Source organism: Pseudomonas marginalis, from assembly GCF_900105325.1.
Lineage (GTDB): Bacteria > Pseudomonadota > Gammaproteobacteria > Pseudomonadales > Pseudomonadaceae > Aquipseudomonas > Aquipseudomonas marginalis.
Genome location: NZ_FNSU01000003.1, coordinates 1,690,274 through 1,711,256, shown reverse-complemented (window position 1 = coordinate 1,711,256; position 20,983 = coordinate 1,690,274). Strand labels below are relative to the sequence as shown.

Annotated in this window: 26 protein-coding genes; 14 read left to right on the top strand and 12 right to left on the bottom strand. The window is 63.1% G+C overall.

The genetic code is table 11. The annotated features are described in order from the left end of the window. Window positions 1-120 precede the first annotated feature (120 nt). On the bottom strand, window positions 121-1,275 hold the full coding sequence (locus tag BLW22_RS16860) for an acetyltransferase domain-containing protein (protein WP_065924602.1): 1,155 nt from the start codon (window positions 1,273-1,275) through the stop codon (window positions 121-123). 120 nt (window positions 1,276-1,395) lie between these two features. On the opposite strand from BLW22_RS16860, the gene BLW22_RS16855 reads away from it, so the two are divergent. Together BLW22_RS16855 and yfcF are read left to right on the top strand one after the other, a co-directional pair. Then, window positions 1,396-1,932 carry a DUF924 family protein gene (locus tag BLW22_RS16855; RefSeq protein ID WP_137212212.1) on the top strand — a complete coding sequence of 179 codons (537 nt, stop codon included), beginning with the start codon at window positions 1,396-1,398 and terminating at the stop codon, window positions 1,930-1,932. A 96-nt stretch (window positions 1,933-2,028) separates the two neighbouring features. Next, a complete protein-coding gene (yfcF, locus tag BLW22_RS16850; protein ID WP_065924603.1) occupies window positions 2,029-2,661 on the top strand; it encodes a glutathione transferase in 633 nt (210 codons plus the stop codon). Here yfcF and BLW22_RS16845 read toward each other — a convergent pair. Then, complete coding sequence (locus BLW22_RS16845) at window positions 2,636-2,908, bottom strand: hypothetical protein (protein WP_065924604.1); 273 nt, start codon at window positions 2,906-2,908, stop codon at window positions 2,636-2,638. The genes yfcF and BLW22_RS16845 overlap by 26 nt on opposite strands. A gap of 132 nt (window positions 2,909-3,040) precedes the next feature. Between BLW22_RS16845 and BLW22_RS16840 the strand changes: the two genes are divergently transcribed. Continuing rightward, window positions 3,041-3,685, top strand: coding sequence for an ATPase (locus tag BLW22_RS16840; RefSeq protein WP_065924605.1), 645 nt, complete (start codon window positions 3,041-3,043; stop codon window positions 3,683-3,685). A 34-nt stretch (window positions 3,686-3,719) separates the two neighbouring features. After that, entirely contained in the window at window positions 3,720-4,052 is a 333-nt protein-coding gene (locus BLW22_RS16835; RefSeq protein WP_027607228.1) for a YajG family lipoprotein, read from the top strand. Window positions 4,053-4,360: 308 nt separating this feature from the next. Here the strand turns inward: BLW22_RS16835 and BLW22_RS16830 are convergent, their stop codons facing one another. Both BLW22_RS16830 and BLW22_RS16825 read right to left on the bottom strand, forming a co-directional pair. Continuing rightward, window positions 4,361-5,107 (bottom strand): creatininase family protein, encoded by a 747-nt coding sequence (locus tag BLW22_RS16830; protein WP_027607227.1) that lies wholly within the window; start codon window positions 5,105-5,107, stop codon window positions 4,361-4,363. 30 nt (window positions 5,108-5,137) lie between these two features. Further along, complete coding sequence (locus BLW22_RS16825; protein WP_074847086.1) at window positions 5,138-5,851, bottom strand: murein L,D-transpeptidase catalytic domain family protein; 714 nt, start codon at window positions 5,849-5,851, stop codon at window positions 5,138-5,140. Between the two features lie 39 nt (window positions 5,852-5,890). On the opposite strand from BLW22_RS16825, the gene BLW22_RS16820 reads away from it, so the two are divergent. Next, complete coding sequence (locus BLW22_RS16820) at window positions 5,891-7,492, top strand: L,D-transpeptidase family protein (RefSeq protein WP_074847085.1); 1,602 nt, start codon at window positions 5,891-5,893, stop codon at window positions 7,490-7,492. On the opposite strand, the gene BLW22_RS16815 is transcribed toward BLW22_RS16820, so the two are convergent. Then, a complete protein-coding gene (locus tag BLW22_RS16815) occupies window positions 7,489-7,992 on the bottom strand; it encodes a P-loop nucleotide/nucleoside kinase family protein (RefSeq protein WP_074847084.1) in 504 nt (167 codons plus the stop codon). The genes BLW22_RS16820 and BLW22_RS16815 overlap by 4 nt on opposite strands. A gap of 74 nt (window positions 7,993-8,066) precedes the next feature. Here BLW22_RS16815 and dapF point away from each other — a divergent pair, with 74 nt between their 5' ends. Beyond that, the gene (gene dapF / locus BLW22_RS16810) at window positions 8,067-8,870 is read left to right on the top strand and encodes a diaminopimelate epimerase (RefSeq protein WP_074847083.1); all 804 of its coding nucleotides are present in this window, start codon (window positions 8,067-8,069) and stop codon (window positions 8,868-8,870) included. On the opposite strand, the gene BLW22_RS16805 is transcribed toward dapF, so the two are convergent. Together BLW22_RS16805 and BLW22_RS16800 are read right to left on the bottom strand one after the other, a co-directional pair. Continuing rightward, window positions 8,858-10,000 carry a PAS domain-containing sensor histidine kinase gene (locus BLW22_RS16805; protein WP_074847082.1) on the bottom strand — a complete coding sequence of 381 codons (1,143 nt, stop codon included), beginning with the start codon at window positions 9,998-10,000 and terminating at the stop codon, window positions 8,858-8,860. The genes dapF and BLW22_RS16805 overlap by 13 nt on opposite strands. Further along, the gene (locus BLW22_RS16800) at window positions 9,990-10,805 is read right to left on the bottom strand and encodes an alpha/beta fold hydrolase (RefSeq protein ID WP_074847081.1); all 816 of its coding nucleotides are present in this window, start codon (window positions 10,803-10,805) and stop codon (window positions 9,990-9,992) included. Before BLW22_RS16800 ends, BLW22_RS16805 begins: the two co-directional genes overlap by 11 nt. 128 nt (window positions 10,806-10,933) lie before the next feature. Here BLW22_RS16800 and BLW22_RS16795 point away from each other — a divergent pair, with 128 nt between their 5' ends. Then, entirely contained in the window at window positions 10,934-12,139 is a 1,206-nt protein-coding gene (locus tag BLW22_RS16795; protein ID WP_074847080.1) for a TPM domain-containing protein, read from the top strand. 59 nt (window positions 12,140-12,198) lie between these two features. On the opposite strand, the gene BLW22_RS16790 is transcribed toward BLW22_RS16795, so the two are convergent. Continuing rightward, on the bottom strand, window positions 12,199-12,624 hold the full coding sequence (locus BLW22_RS16790; protein WP_065924614.1) for a GNAT family N-acetyltransferase: 426 nt from the start codon (window positions 12,622-12,624) through the stop codon (window positions 12,199-12,201). An 18-nt stretch (window positions 12,625-12,642) separates the two neighbouring features. Next, window positions 12,643-13,134: a GNAT family N-acetyltransferase gene (locus BLW22_RS16785; RefSeq protein WP_074847079.1), complete on the bottom strand. Its 492-nt coding sequence runs from the start codon at window positions 13,132-13,134 to the stop codon at window positions 12,643-12,645. Between the two features lie 422 nt (window positions 13,135-13,556). Here BLW22_RS16785 and BLW22_RS16780 point away from each other — a divergent pair, with 422 nt between their 5' ends. Next, complete coding sequence (locus BLW22_RS16780; RefSeq protein ID WP_074847078.1) at window positions 13,557-14,027, top strand: GNAT family N-acetyltransferase; 471 nt, start codon at window positions 13,557-13,559, stop codon at window positions 14,025-14,027. 120 nt (window positions 14,028-14,147) lie between these two features. Here the strand turns inward: BLW22_RS16780 and BLW22_RS16775 are convergent, their stop codons facing one another. Further along, window positions 14,148-14,633, bottom strand: coding sequence for an HIT family protein (locus BLW22_RS16775; protein WP_065924617.1), 486 nt, complete (start codon window positions 14,631-14,633; stop codon window positions 14,148-14,150). A gap of 140 nt (window positions 14,634-14,773) precedes the next feature. On the opposite strand from BLW22_RS16775, the gene BLW22_RS16770 reads away from it, so the two are divergent. Beyond that, window positions 14,774-15,103, top strand: a complete 330-nt coding sequence (locus BLW22_RS16770) for a DHCW motif cupin fold protein (RefSeq protein WP_074847077.1) — start codon at window positions 14,774-14,776, stop codon at window positions 15,101-15,103. Between the two features lie 206 nt (window positions 15,104-15,309). Here BLW22_RS16770 and BLW22_RS16765 read toward each other — a convergent pair whose 3' ends face one another. Next, a complete protein-coding gene (locus BLW22_RS16765) occupies window positions 15,310-15,777 on the bottom strand; it encodes a copper chaperone PCu(A)C (protein WP_074847076.1) in 468 nt (155 codons plus the stop codon). Continuing rightward, window positions 15,777-16,382, bottom strand: coding sequence for an SCO family protein (locus tag BLW22_RS16760; protein ID WP_024074981.1), 606 nt, complete (start codon window positions 16,380-16,382; stop codon window positions 15,777-15,779). The genes BLW22_RS16765 and BLW22_RS16760 overlap by 1 nt, the downstream gene beginning before the upstream one ends. Before the next feature lie 181 nt (window positions 16,383-16,563). Here BLW22_RS16760 and BLW22_RS16755 point away from each other — a divergent pair, with 181 nt between their 5' ends. The 5 genes from BLW22_RS16755 to hemN all read left to right on the top strand — a co-directional run bounded on the left by BLW22_RS16755 (window position 16,564) and on the right by hemN (window position 20,854). Next, a complete protein-coding gene (locus BLW22_RS16755) occupies window positions 16,564-16,947 on the top strand; it encodes a DUF2946 domain-containing protein (RefSeq protein WP_074847075.1) in 384 nt (127 codons plus the stop codon). A gap of 62 nt (window positions 16,948-17,009) precedes the next feature. Next, complete coding sequence (locus tag BLW22_RS16750; RefSeq protein ID WP_074847074.1) at window positions 17,010-17,555, top strand: putative natural product biosynthesis protein; 546 nt, start codon at window positions 17,010-17,012, stop codon at window positions 17,553-17,555. 86 nt (window positions 17,556-17,641) lie between these two features. Then, window positions 17,642-18,085 (top strand): hypothetical protein, encoded by a 444-nt coding sequence (locus tag BLW22_RS16745; RefSeq protein WP_065924622.1) that lies wholly within the window; start codon window positions 17,642-17,644, stop codon window positions 18,083-18,085. A gap of 77 nt (window positions 18,086-18,162) precedes the next feature. Beyond that, window positions 18,163-19,482 carry an oxygen-independent coproporphyrinogen III oxidase gene (locus tag BLW22_RS16740; protein WP_065924623.1) on the top strand — a complete coding sequence of 440 codons (1,320 nt, stop codon included), beginning with the start codon at window positions 18,163-18,165 and terminating at the stop codon, window positions 19,480-19,482. Next, window positions 19,469-20,854, top strand: a complete 1,386-nt coding sequence (hemN, locus tag BLW22_RS16735) for an oxygen-independent coproporphyrinogen III oxidase (protein WP_065924624.1) — start codon at window positions 19,469-19,471, stop codon at window positions 20,852-20,854. The genes BLW22_RS16740 and hemN overlap by 14 nt, the downstream gene beginning before the upstream one ends. The last annotated feature ends 129 nt before the right edge of the window (window positions 20,855-20,983 follow it).

The following is a 20,983-nucleotide window of genomic DNA, read 5'->3' as shown; positions in this document are numbered from 1 at the left end:
GCGGCCCAACGCGGGACAAGCCCGCTCGCCACAGGGGGAACTCGCCAGTCTCTGAAAGTTGTGTAGATACCTATGCCACGATGAGTATGGGCGAGCTCCCACATTTGGATCTGTGTCAGATTAGAGGTATTTGAGCCAGGCCAGGTCGCGCCGCCGCGCCTTGAGCCCGGCGAACCAGCGCACCGGCGGGTAGAGCGCCAGGGGTAATACTAGCGCCATCAGCCACACCGCGCCCATGCTGTCGAAGCCAAAGTAGTTGCCCTGGTTCAGGCCAAGCAGCGCGACACAGGCGACATACAGCACTTTCAGCACATAAAGGTGCAACAGGTAAAAGAACATCGGCACGGATCCAAACACCGCCAACACGCCGATCCAGCGTCGATGCCCCGCGCGTTCAAACGCCAGCAACAGTAACAGTCCAATGCCCAGGGTCAACGCCAGGAACAGCAGCGAAGGCGGGTACTTGGTGACGTTGAAAAAGCTCATCAGCGTCTGCACGCCGTTGTCATACGCCTGCCAGGGTTTCTCGCCGTAGCCATTGAGCCCACGCAACAGCACAAACCCCAGCAACGCACCCAAGCCGCCGAGCAGCAAATACCGCTGGCGCACGGCAGGCCGCGTGGCATTGGCAAACCACGGTCCCAGGCCGTAACCCAGGGCAATCACGCCGATCCACGGCAGTACCGGGTAGGTCGTGCGCAGGCGCAGGGTGTCGGATACGTCAATCCAACTGCGTTCATGCAGGATCGTCCACGGAATATGCAGCGCCGAGCCTGGGTCGAAGTGCAGGCCATCCAGCAGGTTGTGCCCGCCGATGATCACCAGCGCCAGCACGATCAACAGCGGGCGCGGCAACCACACCAGGGCGGCGAGGGCGAGCATGCTGATGCCAATCGCCCAGATCACCTGCAGATAGATCACGCTGGGCGGCAACTGGAAGGTCCAGGCGAAGTTGACCAGGGTGAACTCCAGCACCACCAGGAACAACCCGCGCTTGAACAGGAACGCCGACACATCGCGGCGGCCCTGGTATTTCTGGCCGTATAAAAACGCGGATAAGCCCGTGAGCAACACAAACACCGGCGCGCACAGGTGGGCGAGGGTGCGGCTGATAAACAACGCGGGCTCGGTGCTGTCGATGCTCATCGGGTCGCTGACCTGGCGATGCAGCAGGAAGGTCTCGCGTACGTGGTCGAGCAGCATGAACAGGATCACCAGGCCGCGCAGGGCGTCGATGGAGAGCAGGCGTTGGCGCAGGGGAACGGCATCGGTCATGGGCGGGATCACAGGGCAGGGCGGAAAATTGGCGTTATCCTATAACATTAATCGACGCGTTGCCCTCCATTGATCCCGCTTCTGATACCTTCAGTAAACCCATACCCGGAGCCCCTGAGCATGAGCACCCCTCAAACCGTCATCGACTTCTGGCAGCACGCCGGCCCCAAGCGCTGGTTCGCCAAGGACGATGGGTTCGACGCCACCTTCCGCGACACCTTCCACGCCACCCACCTGCAGGCCGCCCGGCGCGAGCTGGAAAGCTGGCTGGATTCAGCCGAAGGCGCCTTGGCCTTGCTGATCCTGCTCGACCAATACCCACGCAACGCCTTTCGCGGCACCGCGCACATGTTTGCCACCGACCCGCTCGCGCGTCTGTATGCCGCGCGCATGGTGGACGCCGGGCTCGACCAGCAGGTGGAGCCGGCATTGCGCGCGTTCTGTTATTTGCCGTTCGAACACTCGGAAGACCCAAGGGATCAGCAACGCTCCCTGGCCCTCAACCAGCCACTGGACGCCAACACTTACCGCTGGGCCAAGGAACACGCGCAGATCATCGAGCGCTTCGGGCGTTTTCCCCATCGCAATGCGGTGCTGGCCAGGGTCACCACGGATGAAGAGCGCGCCTTTCTGGACAAGGGCGGGTTTGCCGGTTAACCCGCTATTCCGCCCGGGAATGCCCCCATAAAAACCGCGCATTGTCTTTCTCGGCGCGCATCTCGTAGCGTAGGGCTTCACCCAAGGAGCCCCGTTATGAACCAGCCCCCGTTGCGCCTCTACGTTGATTCGCTCTACACCAGCCCGTACGCGATGTCGGTGTTCGTCACCCTGCGGGAAAAAGGCCTGGCCTTCGACCTGGTCACCCTGGACCTGGACACCGCGCAAAACCAGACAGCCGACTTTGCCCAGCTATCCGTGACCCAGCGCGTGCCGACCCTGGTGGAAGGCGATTTTGCCTTGTCGGAATCCTCCGCGATTACCGAATACCTGGACCAGGCCTACCCCGAGACAGCCGTGTACCCGGCCGATCCCAAACAGCGGGCGAGGGCACGACAGGTGCAGGCGTGGTTGCGCAGTGATTTGCTGCCGATTCGCCAGGAGCGTTCGACCCTGGTGGTGTTTTATGGGCAGAAAATGCCGCCGTTGTCAGCCGACGCCCAAGGGGCAGCCCGGCGCTTGATCAGTGCGGCGCAGGTGCTGTTGGCGGGCAACCCTTCGTACTTGTTCGGTGAGTGGTGCATTGCTGACGTGGACCTGGCGGTGATGCTCAATCGCCTGATTCTCAACGGCGACAGCGTACCTGCCGAGTTGGTGGCTTATGCGCAGCGCCAGTGGCGCCGGCCGTCCGTGCAGGCGTGGGTCAACCTGCAACGTCCTGCGCTGTAGCGCTGGTCGTCATTTGCATGACGCGCCGGTCCAGGTCTTCCCAATCGGCCATGCCCAGCACCCGCGTGGTGTTCAAGCCACGCAGGTAGCCGCGCAACTGCTGGGCACTGGCGTGCACCTGGTCGGCCTCCGACGCCTCATCCAGCAGTACCTGTTCATACTCGACCAGGTAATCGGCGACCCGCTCGCGAAACTCCGGCAAGACGGCTTCGCGGATGCGGTCGAAGGTTTTCTGGTGAGGCTTCATGGCGTGGTCCTTATAGGTTTTATGTGAGCACTATCGGTTCAGATAATAGTCACCATCATGCAACGCAAGTTCTGTTTTTTCAGGAAAAGCGCAAAATCGCCTGCATCGGGACGCTGTTCAAGGAAATGCACGATGAGGACGTTGATTCAGCTGGGTTTAATGATGCTGATGCTGGGCACTGTGATCGTCAACAACGCAGCGATCGCTGATGAATTGCGTGCAGGCCATTTGCTACCTATCGTCGGTAGCGTAGACTCCCTGCAGCATGCGCAATCGGTGGGGGTGTTGTTAAGCGATAACACCCGCGACAACCTCAGCTACCTTGAACGCTACCACGACATGGCCTTGAACGGCGCCAGGGATGCCCTTGACGCAGGTATCCGCGAGGCGTTCGTCAACAGCTCCGACCCGGAACTGGCCATTGATTGGTTGATGAGCTCGCTGCAGGGAACCTTTTTGTCGGTGACGGTCTACGACAACCTGGATGCCCTGGTGCAGGCTCGCCCCGATGTGGTGGTGATGCTCGATACCCATAACCAATTGCTGACCCAGCGCAACGATCAGGTCGAAGCGCGTTTTATCGCACGGTTTTATGACGCGAACCTGCAATACATCGCCAAGGCCGAAGGCTCGGTGCACAGGCAGGTGCCCTCGGTGTGGGTGCACGACAAGGCCGCACCGGAGATTGCCGCGCGGATCGAACAGCAGCGGGATGTGCAGCTCGATGCGTTGAAGCAGTTCGATGCCTCGCTCAAGGCGCTGGTTCGCGCGGGTTGATGTGAACCTTTATTTTTAGACTCAGGATTTTTTCATGCGCTCTTTTTTCGTACCGGTCGCGGCCCTGTTGCTGGCCGGTTGTGTTTCCGCTCCCAATAATCCGACCTTGACCCTGCAAACCGGCAAGAGCCCGGATGACTATGTGCAATGCCTGCTTCCCAAGCTGGAAAAGCACGGCATCACGTCGACGGTGACCCAGAACTCGCGCCACGCCAAGCTGGTGTTGACCAGCAAGATTGCCGCCGATGACGTGCTGGAGGTCTACAAGGCGGGGGACGGCGGCAAGGTGTTTTTGTATGAGCGCAAGCCGCTGGCGTCGACCATTACGCCGTCGCGGCTTGAACAGGTGGCGCAGGACTGCAGATAACCGATGTGGGAGGGGGCAAGCCCGCTCACCACAGCGGTTCGATCCTGCTGCTGGCGGTGGTCATCGACCGCATGAAACAACGCTGATGGGGGTAAACAAGCCCGTCGTAGTGAGCGGGCTTGCCCCGCGCTGGGGCGCGAAGCGGCCCCAATACAGTCACTGCATTCTTCCAGGCTGAACCGGGTTGCGGGTTTTAGGGCCGCTTCGCGCCCCAACGCGGGCAAGCCCGCTCACCACAGTTACAGTGTTCCTCCTTAACTGACTGGCATTGGGGCAAGCCCCCTCCCACATTTGAATCTGCATAAGGCCTAAGGTCTGGCTTCATTGCTGAAGCTGTTAACCGTTTTCACCAGCCCTTGAGCCGCCAGCGCCACCAACTCCCCACCTTTCTCCACCGTCGCCAGCGCCGGGTCCGAGCCCATGCGCCCGTCGGGGAAGCGGGCGCGGAAGTCCAGGGCTTCACGGATCGGCCCGGTGTTGGCGATCTGCGGGGAGTAGTCGGCCGACTTGATCGCGTCCGGGTACGCCCACTGCGTCACCGCGATTTCCGAAGGCGTCGCATGGCTGCCATGGCCCACCGGGAATTGGCGGTGCGCCAGGTCAGTGACGCCTTCCAAGTCCCACCAGTTCACCAGCTTCAACGCAAACCCGGCAGGGCGACGGCCGAAGCTCGCCTCGGCGTACAGCTCGGAAAACGCCGCTTCAATCGTGGCGATATTGCCGCCGTGACCGTTCAGGAACAGGATCTTGTCGAAGCCATGCCCGGCCAGCGAGCGCACCCAGTCGCCAATCGCAGCGATAAAAGTGGAAGGGCGCAGGGAAATGGTGCCGGGGAAACCCAGGTGGTGCTGGGCCATGCCGATATTGAAGGTCGGGCCGATGAGGATGTCGGCGTTCTTTTGCGCCTCATGGGCGATGATTTCCGGGCACATCCAGTCGGTGCCCAGCAGGCCGGTGGGGCCGTGTTGTTCGTTGGAGCCGATGGGGATCACCACCGTGCGGCTGCGTTCCAGGAACTGCCCGATCTCGATCCAGGTCGATTGATGTAGAAGCATGCGAAGCTCTCTTTTATCTGTGGGGACAGGCTAACCGCCACGGATTGTACGACTACTCGCCACCTGCTGGGGTTTGCAATTGAGGTACGTCGAGGACTTCAACCAGCGTTGGTCGGGGTACCACGAAAACATGAACTGCCCATCCTTGAGCTTGTCCACCACCTGGCGCGCCACCTGCGGGCGCACGGCCGGACAACCCTGGCTGCGGCCGATGCGGCCTTCGCGCTTGCTCCACAAGGGGCTGACGTAGTTGGCGGCGTGAATCACGATGGCGCGGTCGCGGGCCTGGTCATTGAACCCCGGCTCCAGGCCGTCCATGCGCAGCGAGTAGCCATGGGTGCCGAGGTAGCTTTCCTGGGTGCGGAACAGGCCCAGGCTGGATTGATGGCTGCCTTCCAGGTTGGAGAATTGGGTGGCGAAGTTTTCCCCGGACTTTGCGCCGTGGGCCACCAGGTCGCGCAGCACCAGGGTTTTCTTGCGCAGGTCGAAGATCCACAGCCGACGGGCGGTTGAAGGTTGGGAATAGTCAATCACGGCCAGGCGCTCGGAGCGTTCTTCGCCATTATTGACGGCGCATTGCACGGCGTTCAGGGCGCTTTTCAGTACCGTGGGATTGAGTTCTGGAGCCGAGCGCGCCAGGCTGCTATACAAGGAAGGAGGGTTGCCATTGGCGGCGAGCGTAATAGTGCTCAGTAAAGCCAGGCCCACGGTGACCAAACCGAGGCGGCACATAAAAGTCAGCATCTACAGTACATCCCCCCACTGTGGATTGGAGCAAAGCTATTGTTCAAAAAACACGCATGTTACTTGAGCATTTGCCTGCTCGTTGCACCATTGGTCGCCACAGCCGACGTGCTGCCGGTCGAGCCATTGCCGGTCACCACGCCGGCGCCGGTCGAACTGGCCCCGCTGCAACAGGCACTGGCGCAACTGCCGGGTGTCTGCCCCGGCCTTGCCGCGCAGATAGACGCCGCCGCCCAATTGCGCCTGCAAGCGTTCTACCAGCAGCAGGGGAATGGGCCGCTGTGGTCCGCCAATGATCGCCGCGAGGCACTGCACGCCCAATTGCAGCTGCTCGCCGATGACGGGCTGGACCCCACCCACTATAGTCTGCCTGCGGCGGATGCCACGGCCAATGTGCTGTGCAGCGACATCGACATCAGCCAGCACTACCTGCAAGCCCTGCAGGATCTGCATTACGGGCGCCTGCAGCAATCGCGCTTCGAACCGCTGTGGCATTCGCAGCCGCCCACCCGCGACCCCGACACCGAAGTGCTGGCCCTCGCTGCCCTCGGCCTGCAAAACATGGCGCAAGCCTTTGACCAGGCGCGCCCCAGCGCCGATCTGTACCGCAGCCTGCGCAACGCCTATGCCAGCGTCCGCCTGCAACCCTTGCCGCATTGGGATCCGGTCGGCAGCGGCCCGTTATTGCGTCCCGGCATGGACGACCCGCGCGTCCCGGAACTGGCCCGTCGGCTCCACAGCGGTGGCTACCTGTCTGCAGAACCCAAGGGCGCCGGCAAACAATACGGTCCGGAACTGGTCACCGCGGTGAAGGCCTTCCAGCTCAGCCACTCCCTGCAATCGGACGGCGTGATCGGCGCCGGCACCGTGGCCGAACTCAATATCAGCCCGGCCATGCGCCGCGAACAGCTGCGCATCAACCTCGAGCGTTTCCGCTGGCTGGCCCAGGACCTGGAGCCCGAAGGCGTACTGGTCAACGTCGCCGCCGCGCAACTGAGCGTGTACCAGAGCGGCATCCCGGTGTGGCAGACCCGCCTGCAAGTGGGCCGCGCCGAACGCCAGACGCCGCTGCTCAAGTCACGCATCACCCGGTTGACCCTCAACCCCACCTGGACCATCCCGCCCACCATCATGCGCGAGGACAAACTCCCGGCCATCCGCCTCAACCCCGAGTACCTGCGCCAGCAGAACCTGCAAGTGCTCGACGCCGAAGGCCACCCGCTGGCGCCGGAAAATATCGACTGGGCGCGCCCCGGCAATATCCTCCTGCGCCAGGAAGCGGGCCCGCGCAACCCACTGGGCAAGATCGTGATGCGCTTTCCCAACCCGTACTCGGTGTACCTGCACGACACCCCCAGCCAACCGCTGTTCACCAAGGGCCCGCGGGCGTTCAGCTCCGGTTGCGTGCGGGTCGAACAACCGCTGCTGCTGCGCGACCTGCTGGTCAGCCCGGCCGAACGCGCGCGCACCGATGAACTGCTGGCCACCGGCGTGACCCATGAATTCCGGCTGGCCACCCCGGTGCCGGTGCTGTTGGGCTACTGGACGGTGCAGGTCGACGGCCAGGGTGACCTGGTGTATGCGCCGGATATTTATGGGCGGGACTTGGTGTTGATGAAGGCGATGGGGAGTGTGCTCTAGGGCATTGCCGTGTGGGCAACGATTGACGCGACGGCCTCGGTAGCTGTCACGGAGGCCGTGTCCAGGGTCAACACGGGTTGGTCCCAACGCTCATATTCATGCGCCGATACCGACTGCCAAGTCGGCGGCGTCAACCCAGGAATGTCGCCCCTACGGGTTTCCACCCGGCGCCGGTGTTCCTGTGCGTCTGTACACACCACCTGAATATTGACCAGCGCCACGTCTGCCGTCGCGGCCGTCGCTGTCCAGTCTGCCCGACTCTCCTTGACCGGGTTCACGCAATCGGCGACGACCCTATGGCCCAACTGCAAGTTACTCAGCGCCAGCGCATTCGCCACGCCGTAACCGCTGGCACCGACATCACCCGCCAATACGCCAGCGTCGCGAATCGCCTGTTCGATGACATCGATGCGCAGGTAAACCGCACCGGTCTGGCGCGCCAACTCGCGGGCAATCGTGGTTTTGCCGGTGCCGGGCAGGCCGCTGAAGACGATAAGCATGCTTGACTCTCGATAAGCTTGGGTCGGTTCAGGGTATCCTCCAGTTCCCCCACCGGTCGACCCCAGGACAGCCCATGACCTTGCCGTTCACAAAAATGCACGCCCACGGCGACGATTTCATCATTATCGACCGCCGTGGCCTGGACGACCCTGTTACCCCCGAGGTCGCCCGCCGCCTGGGCAATCGCCACACCGGTATCGGCTTTAATCAATTGGCCGTGGTGCTCGACTGCGAAGACGCCGCTGCGCGCATCAAGTTCTGGAACCCCAATGGCACGCCGCTGCAAGCCTGTGGCAGCGCCACGCGCGGGGTGGCCGACCGCTTGATGCATGAAACCCGCAGCGATTCGGTTGTGCTGCGCACCGACCGGGGCCTGTTGACCTGCGTGCGGGTAGCGGATCGTCAAGTGTCGGTCAACATGGGTGAGCCGTCGCTGGACTGGTCGGCCGTGCCGCTGGCCGAGGCCATGGATACGGGTACGTTACCGCTGGCGGGCAACCCGGCGGCGTGCAGCATGGGCAACCCCCATTGCACGTTTTTTGTGGCCGACATCAACGCCATCGACCCTGCCGCCGTCGGCCCGGCGCTGGAAATTCACCCGCTGTTCCCGGCCAGGACCAATGTGCATTTCGTGCAGGTGCTCGACCGTGGGCATATCCGCCTGCGCATCTGGGAGCGTGGCGGCGGCGTGCCGCTGGGTTCCGGTTCGTGCTGCTGCGGCGCGGTGGTCAATGGCATCCGCCGTGGCTTGCTGGATGCCACGGTGCAGGTGCAGTGCGACGGCGGTACGGTCACGGTGCACTGGGACGGGCAGGGTGGTGTGGTGTTGACGGGCAGTGTGGAACCGATCATGCAGGGCAGCGCCTACCTGTTCTGAAACGTCACCGTGAAGGTGGTGCCGGCCGTGGCACAGGAACTCACCGCCACATCGCCGCCATGGACCTTGGCCAACTCCCGCACGATATACAGGCCCAGGCCCACGCTGCGCACGTCGCTGCCCTGGTCGTTGCCACGGGTCATGGGCTCGAACAGCCCGGCCAGCAAACCTGCCGGAATCGCCGTACCGTGGTTGTGTACCGCCACTGCGCAAGCGCCCGCATCCAGGCGCGAGGTGATGGTGATCGGTCGTTGCGGGTCACCATAGGCCACGCTGTTGGCCACCAGGTTGCCGATGATCTGCTGCACGCGATCGGCATCCAGGCAGGCGTCGCCGCTGCCTTGTGCGTGATGCTCCAGCGTTGCCTTGGGGAACGCCACGCGCAGTTCGTCCACCGCGCGATGGATCACCTCGTGCAGGTCCAGCGGCGCCGCCTTGATGGTGATGCCCTGGCCGACCCGTGCCTGGGTAAAGTCCAGCAGGTCGGCGATCATGCGTTGCGCGCGCTCGGAGGACTGGTCGATATGCCCCAGCAGTTGGCGCTCCTTGGGTGTGCGTTCGCCACGGCTGAGAAAGTCCGAGGCCATGCGGATCGCCGTGAGCGGGTTTTTCAGGTCATGGCTGACAATCGCGACCATCTGCTCGGCAAACAGGGCGCGACGCTGGGCGATGGCGTAGGCCTCGTTCAGTTCGGCCTGGGCTTGTTGCAGCGCGACTTCGGTGGCGGTTTTTTCCTGCAACAGCGCTTCGGCCAGGTGGCGCGCGTTGAGCAGCTCGCGCTCGTACTTGTCGCGGTCGGTGGTGCCGAACAGCGCCAGGTCGTACACCACGGCGCCGGCCTGTTCGCGTTTGTTGCCGTTGAGCAGCACGGTCAGCTTGTGGCCATCGCGGTGCAGCAGGTCCAGCTTCACCTCGGTGACGCTGCCGTGCATGCGCAGCATGGGCGCCAGGTGAGTCTGATGGAAGATCCTCCCGCCCATGCTCAGCAGGTCCTGGAAACGCCGGCCCTGCAGCTCGGCGATGCTGAACCCCAGCCCGTCGCTGAAGCGTGCGTTGGCCTGCAGGATCGTGCCATCTTCCGTGGTGACAGCCAGGGCGCAGGCGGCGCTGTCGAACAGATCAGCCGGCACGTGCTGCCATCCACGGCGCGAGGAAGGCATCCATGGCCGCCGCGCAGGCCTGCGGCGCGCTCATGTGCGGGCAATGGCCGACGTTGTCCACCAGGCAATAGGTGCTGTTGGGCAGCACGCTGTGCAGGTATTCACCCACGGCCACCGGGGCGATCAGGTCGTCACTCGATTGCAGGATCAGCACCGGGGTGGGCAGGCCGATCACGTCCTGGCGGTTGTCCGACATAAAGGTCACGCGCGCGAACTGCCTGGCGATCTCCGGCTCGGTGCGGCAGAAACTCTCGGTCAACTCGTCGCTCAGCGCCGGTTGGTCGGGGGCTCCCATGATCACCGGGGCCATGGCGCTGGACCAGCCGAGGTAGTTGCTGTCGAGGGTGTCGAGCAGGTCGTCGATGTCGGCGCGCTTGAAACCGCCCACGTAGCCATCGTCATCGATATAGCGTGGCGACGGGCCGATCATCACATGGGCGGCGACACGGCCGGGGGCCAGGCGGTCGGCGAGGGTGCCGATCATCGCACTGACCGAGTGTCCCACCAGGATGACCGGGCCCTCGGCAAAGGCCTCGATGATCTCGTTCAAGTCGCGGGCATAGCCGTCCAGCGCGCTGTACTTGGCCTTGTCAAAGGCGTTGAGGTCGGACAGGCCTGCGCCCGTCAGGTCATACATCACCACGCGAAAACGCTCTTTGAACTGCGGCGCAAGGTAGTTCCACATGGCCTGGTTGCAGCCGAAACCATGGGAAAACACCAGGGTCGAGGGCCCGTCACCCATCACGTTGACGTTGTTGCGCTGGAGTAGGCCCATGGGGATCTCGAAGTTATGGCGTATTGCTAGGTGTGCTGCAGTTTAGATAGTCGATGGCTTTGGGTCACGCGTTATAGCGCCGATAGGGTAAAGTCGGCGCCTTCAGGAAGAAACTTCAGGTAACAAACATGATGCGGTGGTTGCGGCAATCCGTCTTGAGTCTGCTGGTATTGATGTCCGCCGGCCTGTTTATCACCGCCCAGGGCGAGACGTCGCCCATCGGCGTGTCCCTCGACCAGCGGGTGATCGACCTCACCAACACCCTCGACGCCGCCACCACCACCCGTCTGCAAGACCAGCTCGCCGCCCTTGAGCAGCGCAAAGGCGCGCAGGTGGCGGTGTTGCTGGTGCCCACCACCCGTGGCGCGAGCATCGAGGACTACGCCAACCAACTGTTCCGCGCCTGGAAACTGGGGCGCAAGGATGTCAACGACGGCATCCTGCTGCTGGTGGCCAAGGATGATCGCAAGGTGCGCATCGAAGTCGGTTACGGCCTGGAGGGCACGGTGACCGACCTGCTGGCCCACCGGATTATTGAAGAACACATCACCCCGGCCTTTCGCCAGGGCGACTATGCCGGCGGTGTCGAGCAGGGCGTGAACGACCTGGTTGTCCTGGTGGATGGCGGTGACTTGCCGCAAGTGGCCGGGCACGGCGGCAGTCTTGAGGCGCTTGCGGTATTGCTGGCGTTTGTGTGTGGTGCCATCGGCGGCGTGCTGGTCGCGGCGCGCAAGCTGGGCTGGCGGGGGGCGCTGATCGCCACCGCAGCCGTTACCGTGGCGCTGGTGGTATTCGCCGGTGGCCGGGAATGGCCGATGTACCTGCTGGTACTGCCGCTGACCCTCCTGATCGGCGGCGCCACCTTCGGCGCCTTGTGGCTGGCGCGCACGGCGTTCTACTGCGTGATAGGGCTGTTGGCCTACATCGCCGGGGTGGTGATCGCCAACCGGTTCGTGGAGGTCAGCTATATCCATTGGCTGGTGTGGCCGTTTGGCGCGGCGTTGGTGCTGGGCTTGTACCTCGGGTTGTTCTTCGTCATCAGGGCATCCTGGAAAAAGCGCCCGCGCTTTTTCCTCCTGCGTGCGCTGGCGGTCATGGCCATCTACGTCGCTGCGGCGACACTGCTGGGGCACGGGTATCAGGGCTGGATCGTGGCGATTCCAGTGGCCTCCTTTGTGGCGTTTATCGTGTTTGTGCAGAGCATCGCCAGTTCCGGCTCGGGGTCCGGTTCGGGCGGTGGTTCCGGTTCGGGCTCCAGTGGCTCCAGCTCCAGCAGCAGTTCCTCGGGGGGCGGTGGTTCCAGTGGCGGTGGCGGGGCGTCGGGGAGTTGGTAATCGGCGGTTGTTCGGCGTGACGCCAGGCTGCAAGCGGCTGTCGGGCAAAGCCTTGGACGTTACAGCCGCTTGGACAGAAACACGCGACTGCTGCCTGCCGGTTCACATGGGACTTCCCCGAACCGCACCCACCCATGCTTTTCATAAAAGCCCGGTGCCTGAAAACTGAGGGTATAGAGCACCGCGTTCGCGCAGCCGCGACGCCGGGCTTCGTGCTCAAAGGCGTGCAGCAATCGGCTGCCGAGGCCTGTGCCGCGCAGGGTCTCGGGCAGGTGGAACAGGTCGAGAAAAGCCATGCCCAGGGTGGTTTTGCCGGTGATGCCGCCGACGATCTGCCGGGTATCGGGATCTTTGAGCAATACCGTCAGAGGCAGGCGATCGTTGTAGCCGGCGATACCTTCGTTGAACGCAGCCAGGCCGTTGCCGAGCATACGCTCGGCGTCGGGATTGGCCTGGTCGCTGACTTCAATAAGCGCTGCGGTCATTGCGAAACCCTCCGTTGGTTAAAGCGTCATCAGCATCTCATGCCAGGCCATGCCGCCATGATCCGAGGGTGACGGCTGCATGTAGGTGTAGCCCATGCGGGTGTACAACGGCACATGCTGTTCCTTGCACATCAGGTGAATCGTGCGCTTGCCCATGGCGCGCATGCGCTGCACGAACTCGCTCATCAGCACCTTGGAATACCCCTTGCCTTGATGCGCCGGGTCGACCACCACCGACATGATCACCGCATTCGGCGCCTCGGCCGAATGCCCCACCAGTTCCTTGAACGCCTCGTCCGACATCACCACTTCGTGGGCGCAGCCGCTGTTGATAAAACCTGCCACTTCGCCATCGGCTTCCAGGATCAAAAAACCTTGCGGGTATAGGGCAATGCGCGTGGCGATCTTTTCCAGGGTCGCGGCTTCGTCGCCCTCGTAGGCGGTGATTTCAATTTCAAAGCAACGGGCGGCGTCGGCGGGGAGGGCGTTGCGCAAGGTGAGGGCGGGCATGGGCGTTTCCTGGGGCGTTGAGCGAAAGGCCACATCATAACGGCCTCGCTGGGACTCTGCGCAGAACACAGATCGAAATTGTGGGAGGGGGCAAGCCCCCTCCCACAGTTTTGTCCGCGCCAGGCTTGGTGGTGGGTGCTGTTTTCGATGCATGTTGGTCAGGGCCATGACGTTCAAGAGGCAGTGTGGAACCCGCCAAAGCGGGTTTCCTCACTGCTCAAGTCACATCAACTCACCGTAAACACATCCGCCACGTCCTGGACCAGGATCCGGGCGGTATTGGCGACGGTGCAACCGATTGGCAGAACGACTGCTCGGCCTGAGTGCTTGATAGGATTAAACTGCCAAAGCGGGAGCAAGCTCCCTCACCTCCGTTATTCATTCACCCGGGCGGGCAACGGAAATCCATGAAGGAAGGACCCATGCTGGAAATAAAACGCGCCACCCCCACCGACGCCAACACCGCTTTTGACATCCGCCGCGCAGCCATTCGCAGCCAATGCATCGGTGCCTACACCGCTGAACAAATGGCGCTCTGGACCCGTGGCAAGGCCGAGGACGGCTACAGCGCGCTGATGGAAAAACCGTTCTACCTGGGCTGGTTGAACGGTGAGCCGATCGCCACTGGCATGCTCGACCCGGCCAACAACGAAGTCGGCGCGCTGTTCGTGTTGCCCGCATTCACCGGACGCGGGTATGGCAAGGCCATGCTGGATCACCTTGAGCATGTCGCACGGGAACTGGCGATTGAAGAGGTGGTGCTGGACGCGACGTTGAATGCCGCGAGTTTTTATCGCGCGTGTGGCTACGTGGGGGATGAGCAGGCGATTTACCACTCACCGTCGGGGTTGCAGTTGGCGTGTATTCCGATGAAAAAACCGCTGCCGCGCTGACGCACCGACTGTAGGAGCCGGCTTGCCGGCGAAAAGCCCGAGGGCAATGCGCTTATTCAGAATGGCCGCGTCATCGTTGACGATTTTCGCTGGCAAGCCAGCTCCTACGGGTGGGCTTGTTCAGTGGAAAAAGTGGGTTCGCAAGGTTGCGATCACTTGTGTAACGGACGGCCCGTGGATCGGTGGAGGCATCAGGCTCTCACCAAACTCCCGCCACACAAACAGCGTCAGTTCCGCACCATCGGTGAGCGTTTTTGCCAGGCCCTGCGAACCCAAACCCTGCAACCGCCGATAGCGCTCATCCCGCCAGAATGCTTCCTCCACCCAGTCATACACCGGGATGAAATGAAAGTGCAGCGGGAACCCCGGCATATGCCCATAGCGGCTGATATACAACCACTTGGGCTTGAGTTGCGCGTCCATGACTCGCTGGGTTTTTGCCAGCAGTCCACCCAGTTCGGCCAGCGCTGCATCCGGCATATCGGCCAGGGAATCAACAGGCGCCTTGGCACCCAGCAACAGGTAACCCGGCAGCTTCGAAGCCAGGTGATGGTTGAGCAGCCAGTGCTCGGTCTCAAGCAGGATGTAGGTGGGGTCGATCTGCATCAGTGCGCGTCCTTGGGAGCAAGGTCGGCAGGATAACAAACACGCACGCCTGTATCCCACAAAACCACGGGATCTGTGTCTATCGCGCACGTTGTCAGGTGGATAGCCTCAGGCCACGTTAACTGACGACCGAGCACACCATGGAACTCACCGCTGTCCCGTTTGGCATCACCGACTGGTCCACCGTCGAACCCGAGCTTCACCCCGGCGTCAGCGGCAGTGCCTCATGGCGCACCTGCCACTTTGGCACCACCCGCGTGCGCAGGGTCGAATACAGCGCCGGCTACCTGGCCGATCACTGGTGCACGCGCGGGCATGTGCTGCTGTGCCTGGAAGGCGAGTTGCACACCGAGCTGGAAGACGGCCGCCGGTTCACGCTGACGGCGGGGATGAGTTACCAGGTGGGCAATGATATGGAGGCGCATCGTTCCTCGACGAATGTCGGGGCGAAGCTATTTATCGTGGATTGAAGGGTGACCTTTGTGGCGAGCGGGCTTGTTGTGGTGAGCGGGCTTGCCCCGCGTTGGGCTGCGAAGCAGCCCCAATAAGATCATGAAGTTCCTTCAGATAGACCTCGTCGGCAGGCTTCAGGGCCGCTTCGCAGCCCAACGCGGGGCAAGCCCGCTCGCCACAAAAACAGGAACAGCCACAGAAACAACCACAAAAATCCGGTGCATCAATGCATCTTGCTATGGTCCATGCCATCCAGCCCACGTGCCGTGGCCTGGACCTCAACGGTCTGCTTTTCGCCCTTGGCGTCCTGCACCGTCAGGGTCAGCGGCACCTGGTCACCTTCCTTGATCTGGCCGGTCAGGCCCATCAGCATCACGTGGTAGCCGTCCGGGTCGAGCTTGACTGCCTTGCCCGTCGGCAGGGCCACCGAGTCCACGGGGGCCATGCGCATCACGTCGTCCTTCATGCTCATCTCATGGATCTGCACATCCTTGGCCACCGGCGAGGCCACGCTGAGCAGCTTGCTGTCGCTGTCGGCGGTCACGGTCATGAATGCCCCGCTGGACGGTTGGCCCGGCACCGAGGCGCGCACCCAGGCGTCGGTGACTTGCACCTGGGCACTGGCGTGGGCGGCGAGGCCCAGCAGGGTGAGGCCAAGGGTGAAGCGCTTGAGGTGTTGAACGGCAGTCATTAGCAGACCTCCATGACGGTGAGCAGGTCTTCTGCGCACTCTTTAGCGGTAAGGGATGCCTGCAACCCCAGGCGCAGGTTGCCACGGGTGTCGAAGACAAAACTGGTGGCCGTGTGGGACAGGGTGTAGGTGTCGCCGGCGGGGATCTTTTCATAGAAGATCCCGAACTCCTTGGCGGCCACGGCGATTTCTTCCGGGGTGCCGTACAGCGCTTCGAAGCTGGGGTCGAAGGCCTTGACGTACTTGTCGAGAATCTCCGGCGTGTCGCGTTCCGGGTCCAGGGTGATAAAGATCACCTGCATGATCTCGCCGTCGCGGCCCATCAGTTTCTTGGCCTGGGCGGCGCGGGCCAGCGTGGTCGGGCACACGGCCGGGCACTGGGTGAAACCGAAGAACACCACCGGCATCAGGCCACGGTAGGAACTGAGGGTGACGGTGTCGCCCTCGGTGTTCTTGAGCTTGAAGGTGCGGCCCATGATCTTGTCGCTCAAGTCCTTGCCGTACTTGAAGTTCAACTTGGGGCTGTTGTCACAACCGGCCAGCAGGCCCAGGCCCAACAGGCCCATGCCGGTCAGGACCTTGCGGCGGGTGAATAACGTACTCATCAACGGTGCATCCTGTGAAACGCCCGCATTGCGCGAAATCAACTCGGCGGGCTTTGAATAGGAGTAAACGAGGAGGGCGCCAAGTCTACCAACCCTGGCCAGCCCGCGTAATCTGCGACGTTCTGCCACAGGGGCACGCTGGATTTCATCCTTTTGCACCGCTGGTGGTAGAGTCGCCGCCATGAAATCGAGCCGCCCCGACCGTTCCCTGATCGTCTGGACCCTGTACTTCTGCGTGCTGATGAACCTGTTCGTGTGCGGTTTGGGCCATGGCCAGATGACCGGCCAGCAGCTCAACGGGATCGGTGGCGCGTTCTGTGGAGTGGACGGCCAACAGGCGCCACTTTCCGACAAAGGGCTGGGCGCGCCGTCTTCCAGTAACATCTCGAACTACTTTGCCTGCCCGGTGTGCAACGCCGTGACCGTCGCGCTGGTGTTCCTGATCGGCCTGGCCTGGTTGCTGGGCCTGGGGCAGACCCCACGCCCGGCCCATGAGCGGCGCAACAAGGCGCCGCCGCGTTATTCCTGGCCTTCGGCCAACCCCCGCGCATCCCCCGCATTCTGACGTGTGCCCTGGGCCTCCTGTGAACAGGGGGCGTTCTATCGTCACGACTGTGAGTGCGCTTTATGAACCATCACTTGCCTGCAGGCGCCAGCCGCCTGGTCAGCCAGGCGTCCCGCCGCACGCGCGCGGAGCCGGCACGCCCGGACTACCCGAGCAATGCCCGCTGCTTTGTGCACCTGGATGCACGCCTGTTGCCGTATTGGCACACCGTGTTCGACATCTGCCCGACGCTGCTCAAGCTCGACCCGCCCGAAGGCCTGAACCTGTTTCGCAGCTTTATGACCTGGGCCTATCGCAACCGCCCGGCCCAGGACTGGACGTATCACTTGAGCGTCTGTCGTTGGCTGTTGGGCTCGGCGTATCGCGCGCAGATTGGCGACGAGCCCATCGAGGCCTTCATGGCCGCCGCCGCAGCGCGCTGGATCAGTACCGATCAGAGCCCTGCGCTGGGCATCGTCCTGGCGTGGCGCGGGTCGAAGGTGTTCGATTGGAAGGACGCTCGGTTCGCGGCTGCCGAACAACAGGTGCTGCCCGCTCCAGCGTGGGAGTTTGCCTGGAGCCCGCTGACGCACCTGGGCGAATTCAACCGCTGGTTGCCGCTGCCGTGAACCGCGCTTGATCGGCATCAAGGCCACGGCCTGCGCAAGTCCGCACACTGAGGGTCCTCACTGGCCGGTCCCTCTGCGAGGCCTCCATGCTCTACCTCCTGTTGCTATTGGCCCACCTGTTCGCTGCGCTGATCTTTATCGGCACGGTGTTCTTCGAAGTGCTGATTCTCGGGCACCTGCACCAGCACTTGCCGATTCGGGTGATGGTGCTGGTGGAGCAGGGCGTCGCCCGGCGTGCCCGGGTGTTGATGCCGTGGGTGTTGCTGGTGCTGTTCGGCGCCGGGCTCGGCATGGTCTGGCTGCGTTATCTGCCGGCGTTGGCGGCACCGTTGGCGTCCTCGTTCGGCACGTTGCTGAGCCTCAAGTTGATCCTGGCCGCCAGCGTATTGCTGCACTTTCTGGTGACCATGGCGCGGATGCGCTGGGGCAAGGTCAGCGCGCGCTATAGCCGCTTTATTCACCTGAGCCTGTTCGCGCACATGGTCGCCATTGTGTTGCTGGCCAAGGGCATGTTTTACCTCAGTTGGTAACGACCTTGATGCATATCAAGGTGCGCGCAGCGGTCGCACCGGACAATGGACCACCGCCGCCCGTTCCGGAGTCCGCCATGCGCACCCATCTTCATCCCACCCGCTTTCGTCAGGACCAGGGCGTGCTGGACCTGGCCTGCGATGCGGACACGCGCCGCTTCCATGGCGGTGTGGGTTCCCTCGACCTGTTGCGTGCCCTGCGCGACAGTCGCCAGCGCCAGCGGCCCCTGGCGTTGAACCTGCAGTGGCCGGCGGTTGACGGCGGCGCCGACTACCTGCGCAGCCTCACCGAGGAAATCCAGTTGATCGGCTGCCAGCTCGGTCCGCGCCAGCCGGTCGAGCACTTTCACCTGCGCGGCACCACGCCGACCATCGAGCAGGTGTGTACGTTGCTGGAACACCTGCACAGCCGCTTCAACTTCCTCGACCACGACCGCGGCGACTACCGTATCGACCTCGACCCCTGGCACACCGACTGGGCCACCATGGGCCTGCTGCGCGACCAGGGCTTCAACCATGCCAGCATCGGCGTGCCCGACGTCAGTCGCGAGGGACCGCTGTGCCAGGCGCGCTACCAGGACCCGGCGCCTATCGAATCGCTGGTGGATGCGGCGCGCACCTTTGGCTTTCGCTCGGTGAACATCGACCTCGGCTACGGCCATGCCTGGCAGACGCCGGCCAGTTTCGAGTTGAAACTGGCCAGCCTGATTGCCCTGGAGCCGGATCGCCTGCAACTGTTCGATTACGCCCAGCCACCGGTGCGCTACCAGGGCCGGCAACCCCAGGCGTTTTGCAGCGCGGCGGATAAGATCGTCATGCGCCGCAGCGGCTTTGAACACCTCACCGCCGCCGGGTATCACTACATCGGCCTGGGCCAGTTCGCCCGCGCCGACGATGACCTCAAACAGGCCCAGGAGCGCGGTCGCCTCAGCCGTAACTGCGAAGGCTTTACCCTGCACGGTTACTGCGACCACATCGGCTTCGGCCTGGGCGCCATCAGCCAGATCGATACATTGTGCGCGCAGAACACGGCGGTTCTGCCGCACTACCGTGAGCAGCTGGCCAGTGGTCAACCGGCCACGTGCCGAGGCTGGTTTCGCGAGGCGGCCGACCCGGTGCGCCTGCATGTCGCCGAACGCCTGGCCTGTGACCTGGAACTGAATATCCAGGCCGTGGAGCGCCGTTACGGCCTGGTGTTCAGACGTTATTTCGCCAACCTCTGGCCGCTGCTGGAGGCGTTGCACCGCGACGGTCTGCTCGAGTTGTCGCCTACGTTTATCTGGCTGCTGCCTGCGGGCCTGCCCCAGGTGGATGCCATCTGCGCATTGTTCGAACGGGCGGTGCTCGCCACCCCCGTCAGCGCCAACGACGAGGTGATCGACCATGACGGCGTTTGAGTTCGACCGTGCCCTGGTGCACAAATACGACCGCCCGGGGCCGCGCTACACCTCGTACCCGACCGCGCCGCAGTTCAACAGCGCGTTTGCCCTGGACGACTATCACCAGGCCGTGCGCGCCAGTCACCAACTCGCCGCGTCCAAGGCGTTGTCGGTGTACATCCATATTCCGTTCTGCCAGAGCCTTTGCTACTACTGCGGCTGCCACAAGATCATCACCCGCAAGACCCATCGCGCCGTCGAGTATGTGGCGTACCTCAAGCGCGAGATCCAGATGCAGGGCGCGCTGTTCGAGCGCTCGCGACGCCTGACCCAATTGCACCTGGGCGGCGGCACCCCGACGTATCTGGACGACGCGCAACTGGCCGAACTGATGGCCTGCCTGGCGGACAACTTCAGCCTGGATGACAGCGACGCCCATGAGTTTTCCATCGAGGTCGACCCGCGCACCATCAGCCTTGAGCGCATCAACACCCTGCGCCGCCTGGGCTTCAATCGCCTGAGCTTCGGCGTGCAGGACTTCGACCCCGACGTCCAGGCCGCCGTCAATCGCGTGCAAAGCGAAGCGCAGATCCTGCAACTGGTGGCGGCGGCCCGCGAGGCGCGCTTCAAGTCGGTGAGTGTCGACCTGATCTACGGCCTGCCCCTGCAAACCGTGGCCAGCTTCGACGTGACCCTGAGCAAGCTGATCGCCCTGCGCCCCGACCGCGTGGCCGCCTACAGCTACGCGCACCTGCCAAGCCAGATCCGCGCCCAGCGCATGATCCGCCCCGAAGACATGCCACCCCCGGCACGCAAGCTGGAGCTGCTGGAACTGACCATTCGCCGCCTCACCGAGGCCGGGTATGTCTACATCGGCATGGACCATTTCGCCCTGCCCGACGATGAGTTGGCACTGGCCCGCGTCAACGGCAGCCTGCAACGTAACTTTCAGGGTTACTCCACCCATGCCGATTGCGACTTGATCGGCCTGGGCGTATCGGCCATCGGCAAGGTCGGCGACAGCTACAGCCAGAGCGTCAAGGAACTGTCCCAGTACTACGCGCGCATCGATGCGGGCATGCTGCCGGTGCAACGCGGTTACCGGCTCAACCCCGACGACGTACTGCGCCGCGAGGTGATCAATGGGTTGATGTGCGACGGCCGCGTCGATGTCGCCCAGGTGGAAGCGGCCCATGGCATTCGGTTCAATGAGTATTTTGCCCAAGCGTTGACGCAGTTGGACGAGCAAGTGGCGGACGGCTTATTGCTGGTTCGGGACGACGCGCTGCAACTGCTGCCCAAGGGCCAACTGATGGTGCGCAGCGTGGCCATGGCCTTCGACGCCTACCTGGGCGGCGCCCACAAAGGCCAATTCTCCCGCACCGTCTGACCCACCACGCAGCCCGATAGCAGTGTGTCAGCCAACACCTCTACCAACCCTGCCACCGCCATCGAAGCCTCGCTGAAGCTCGACATCTCCCACAGGGGATCAGCGGTGCCCATCAGACCTACGGCCGGA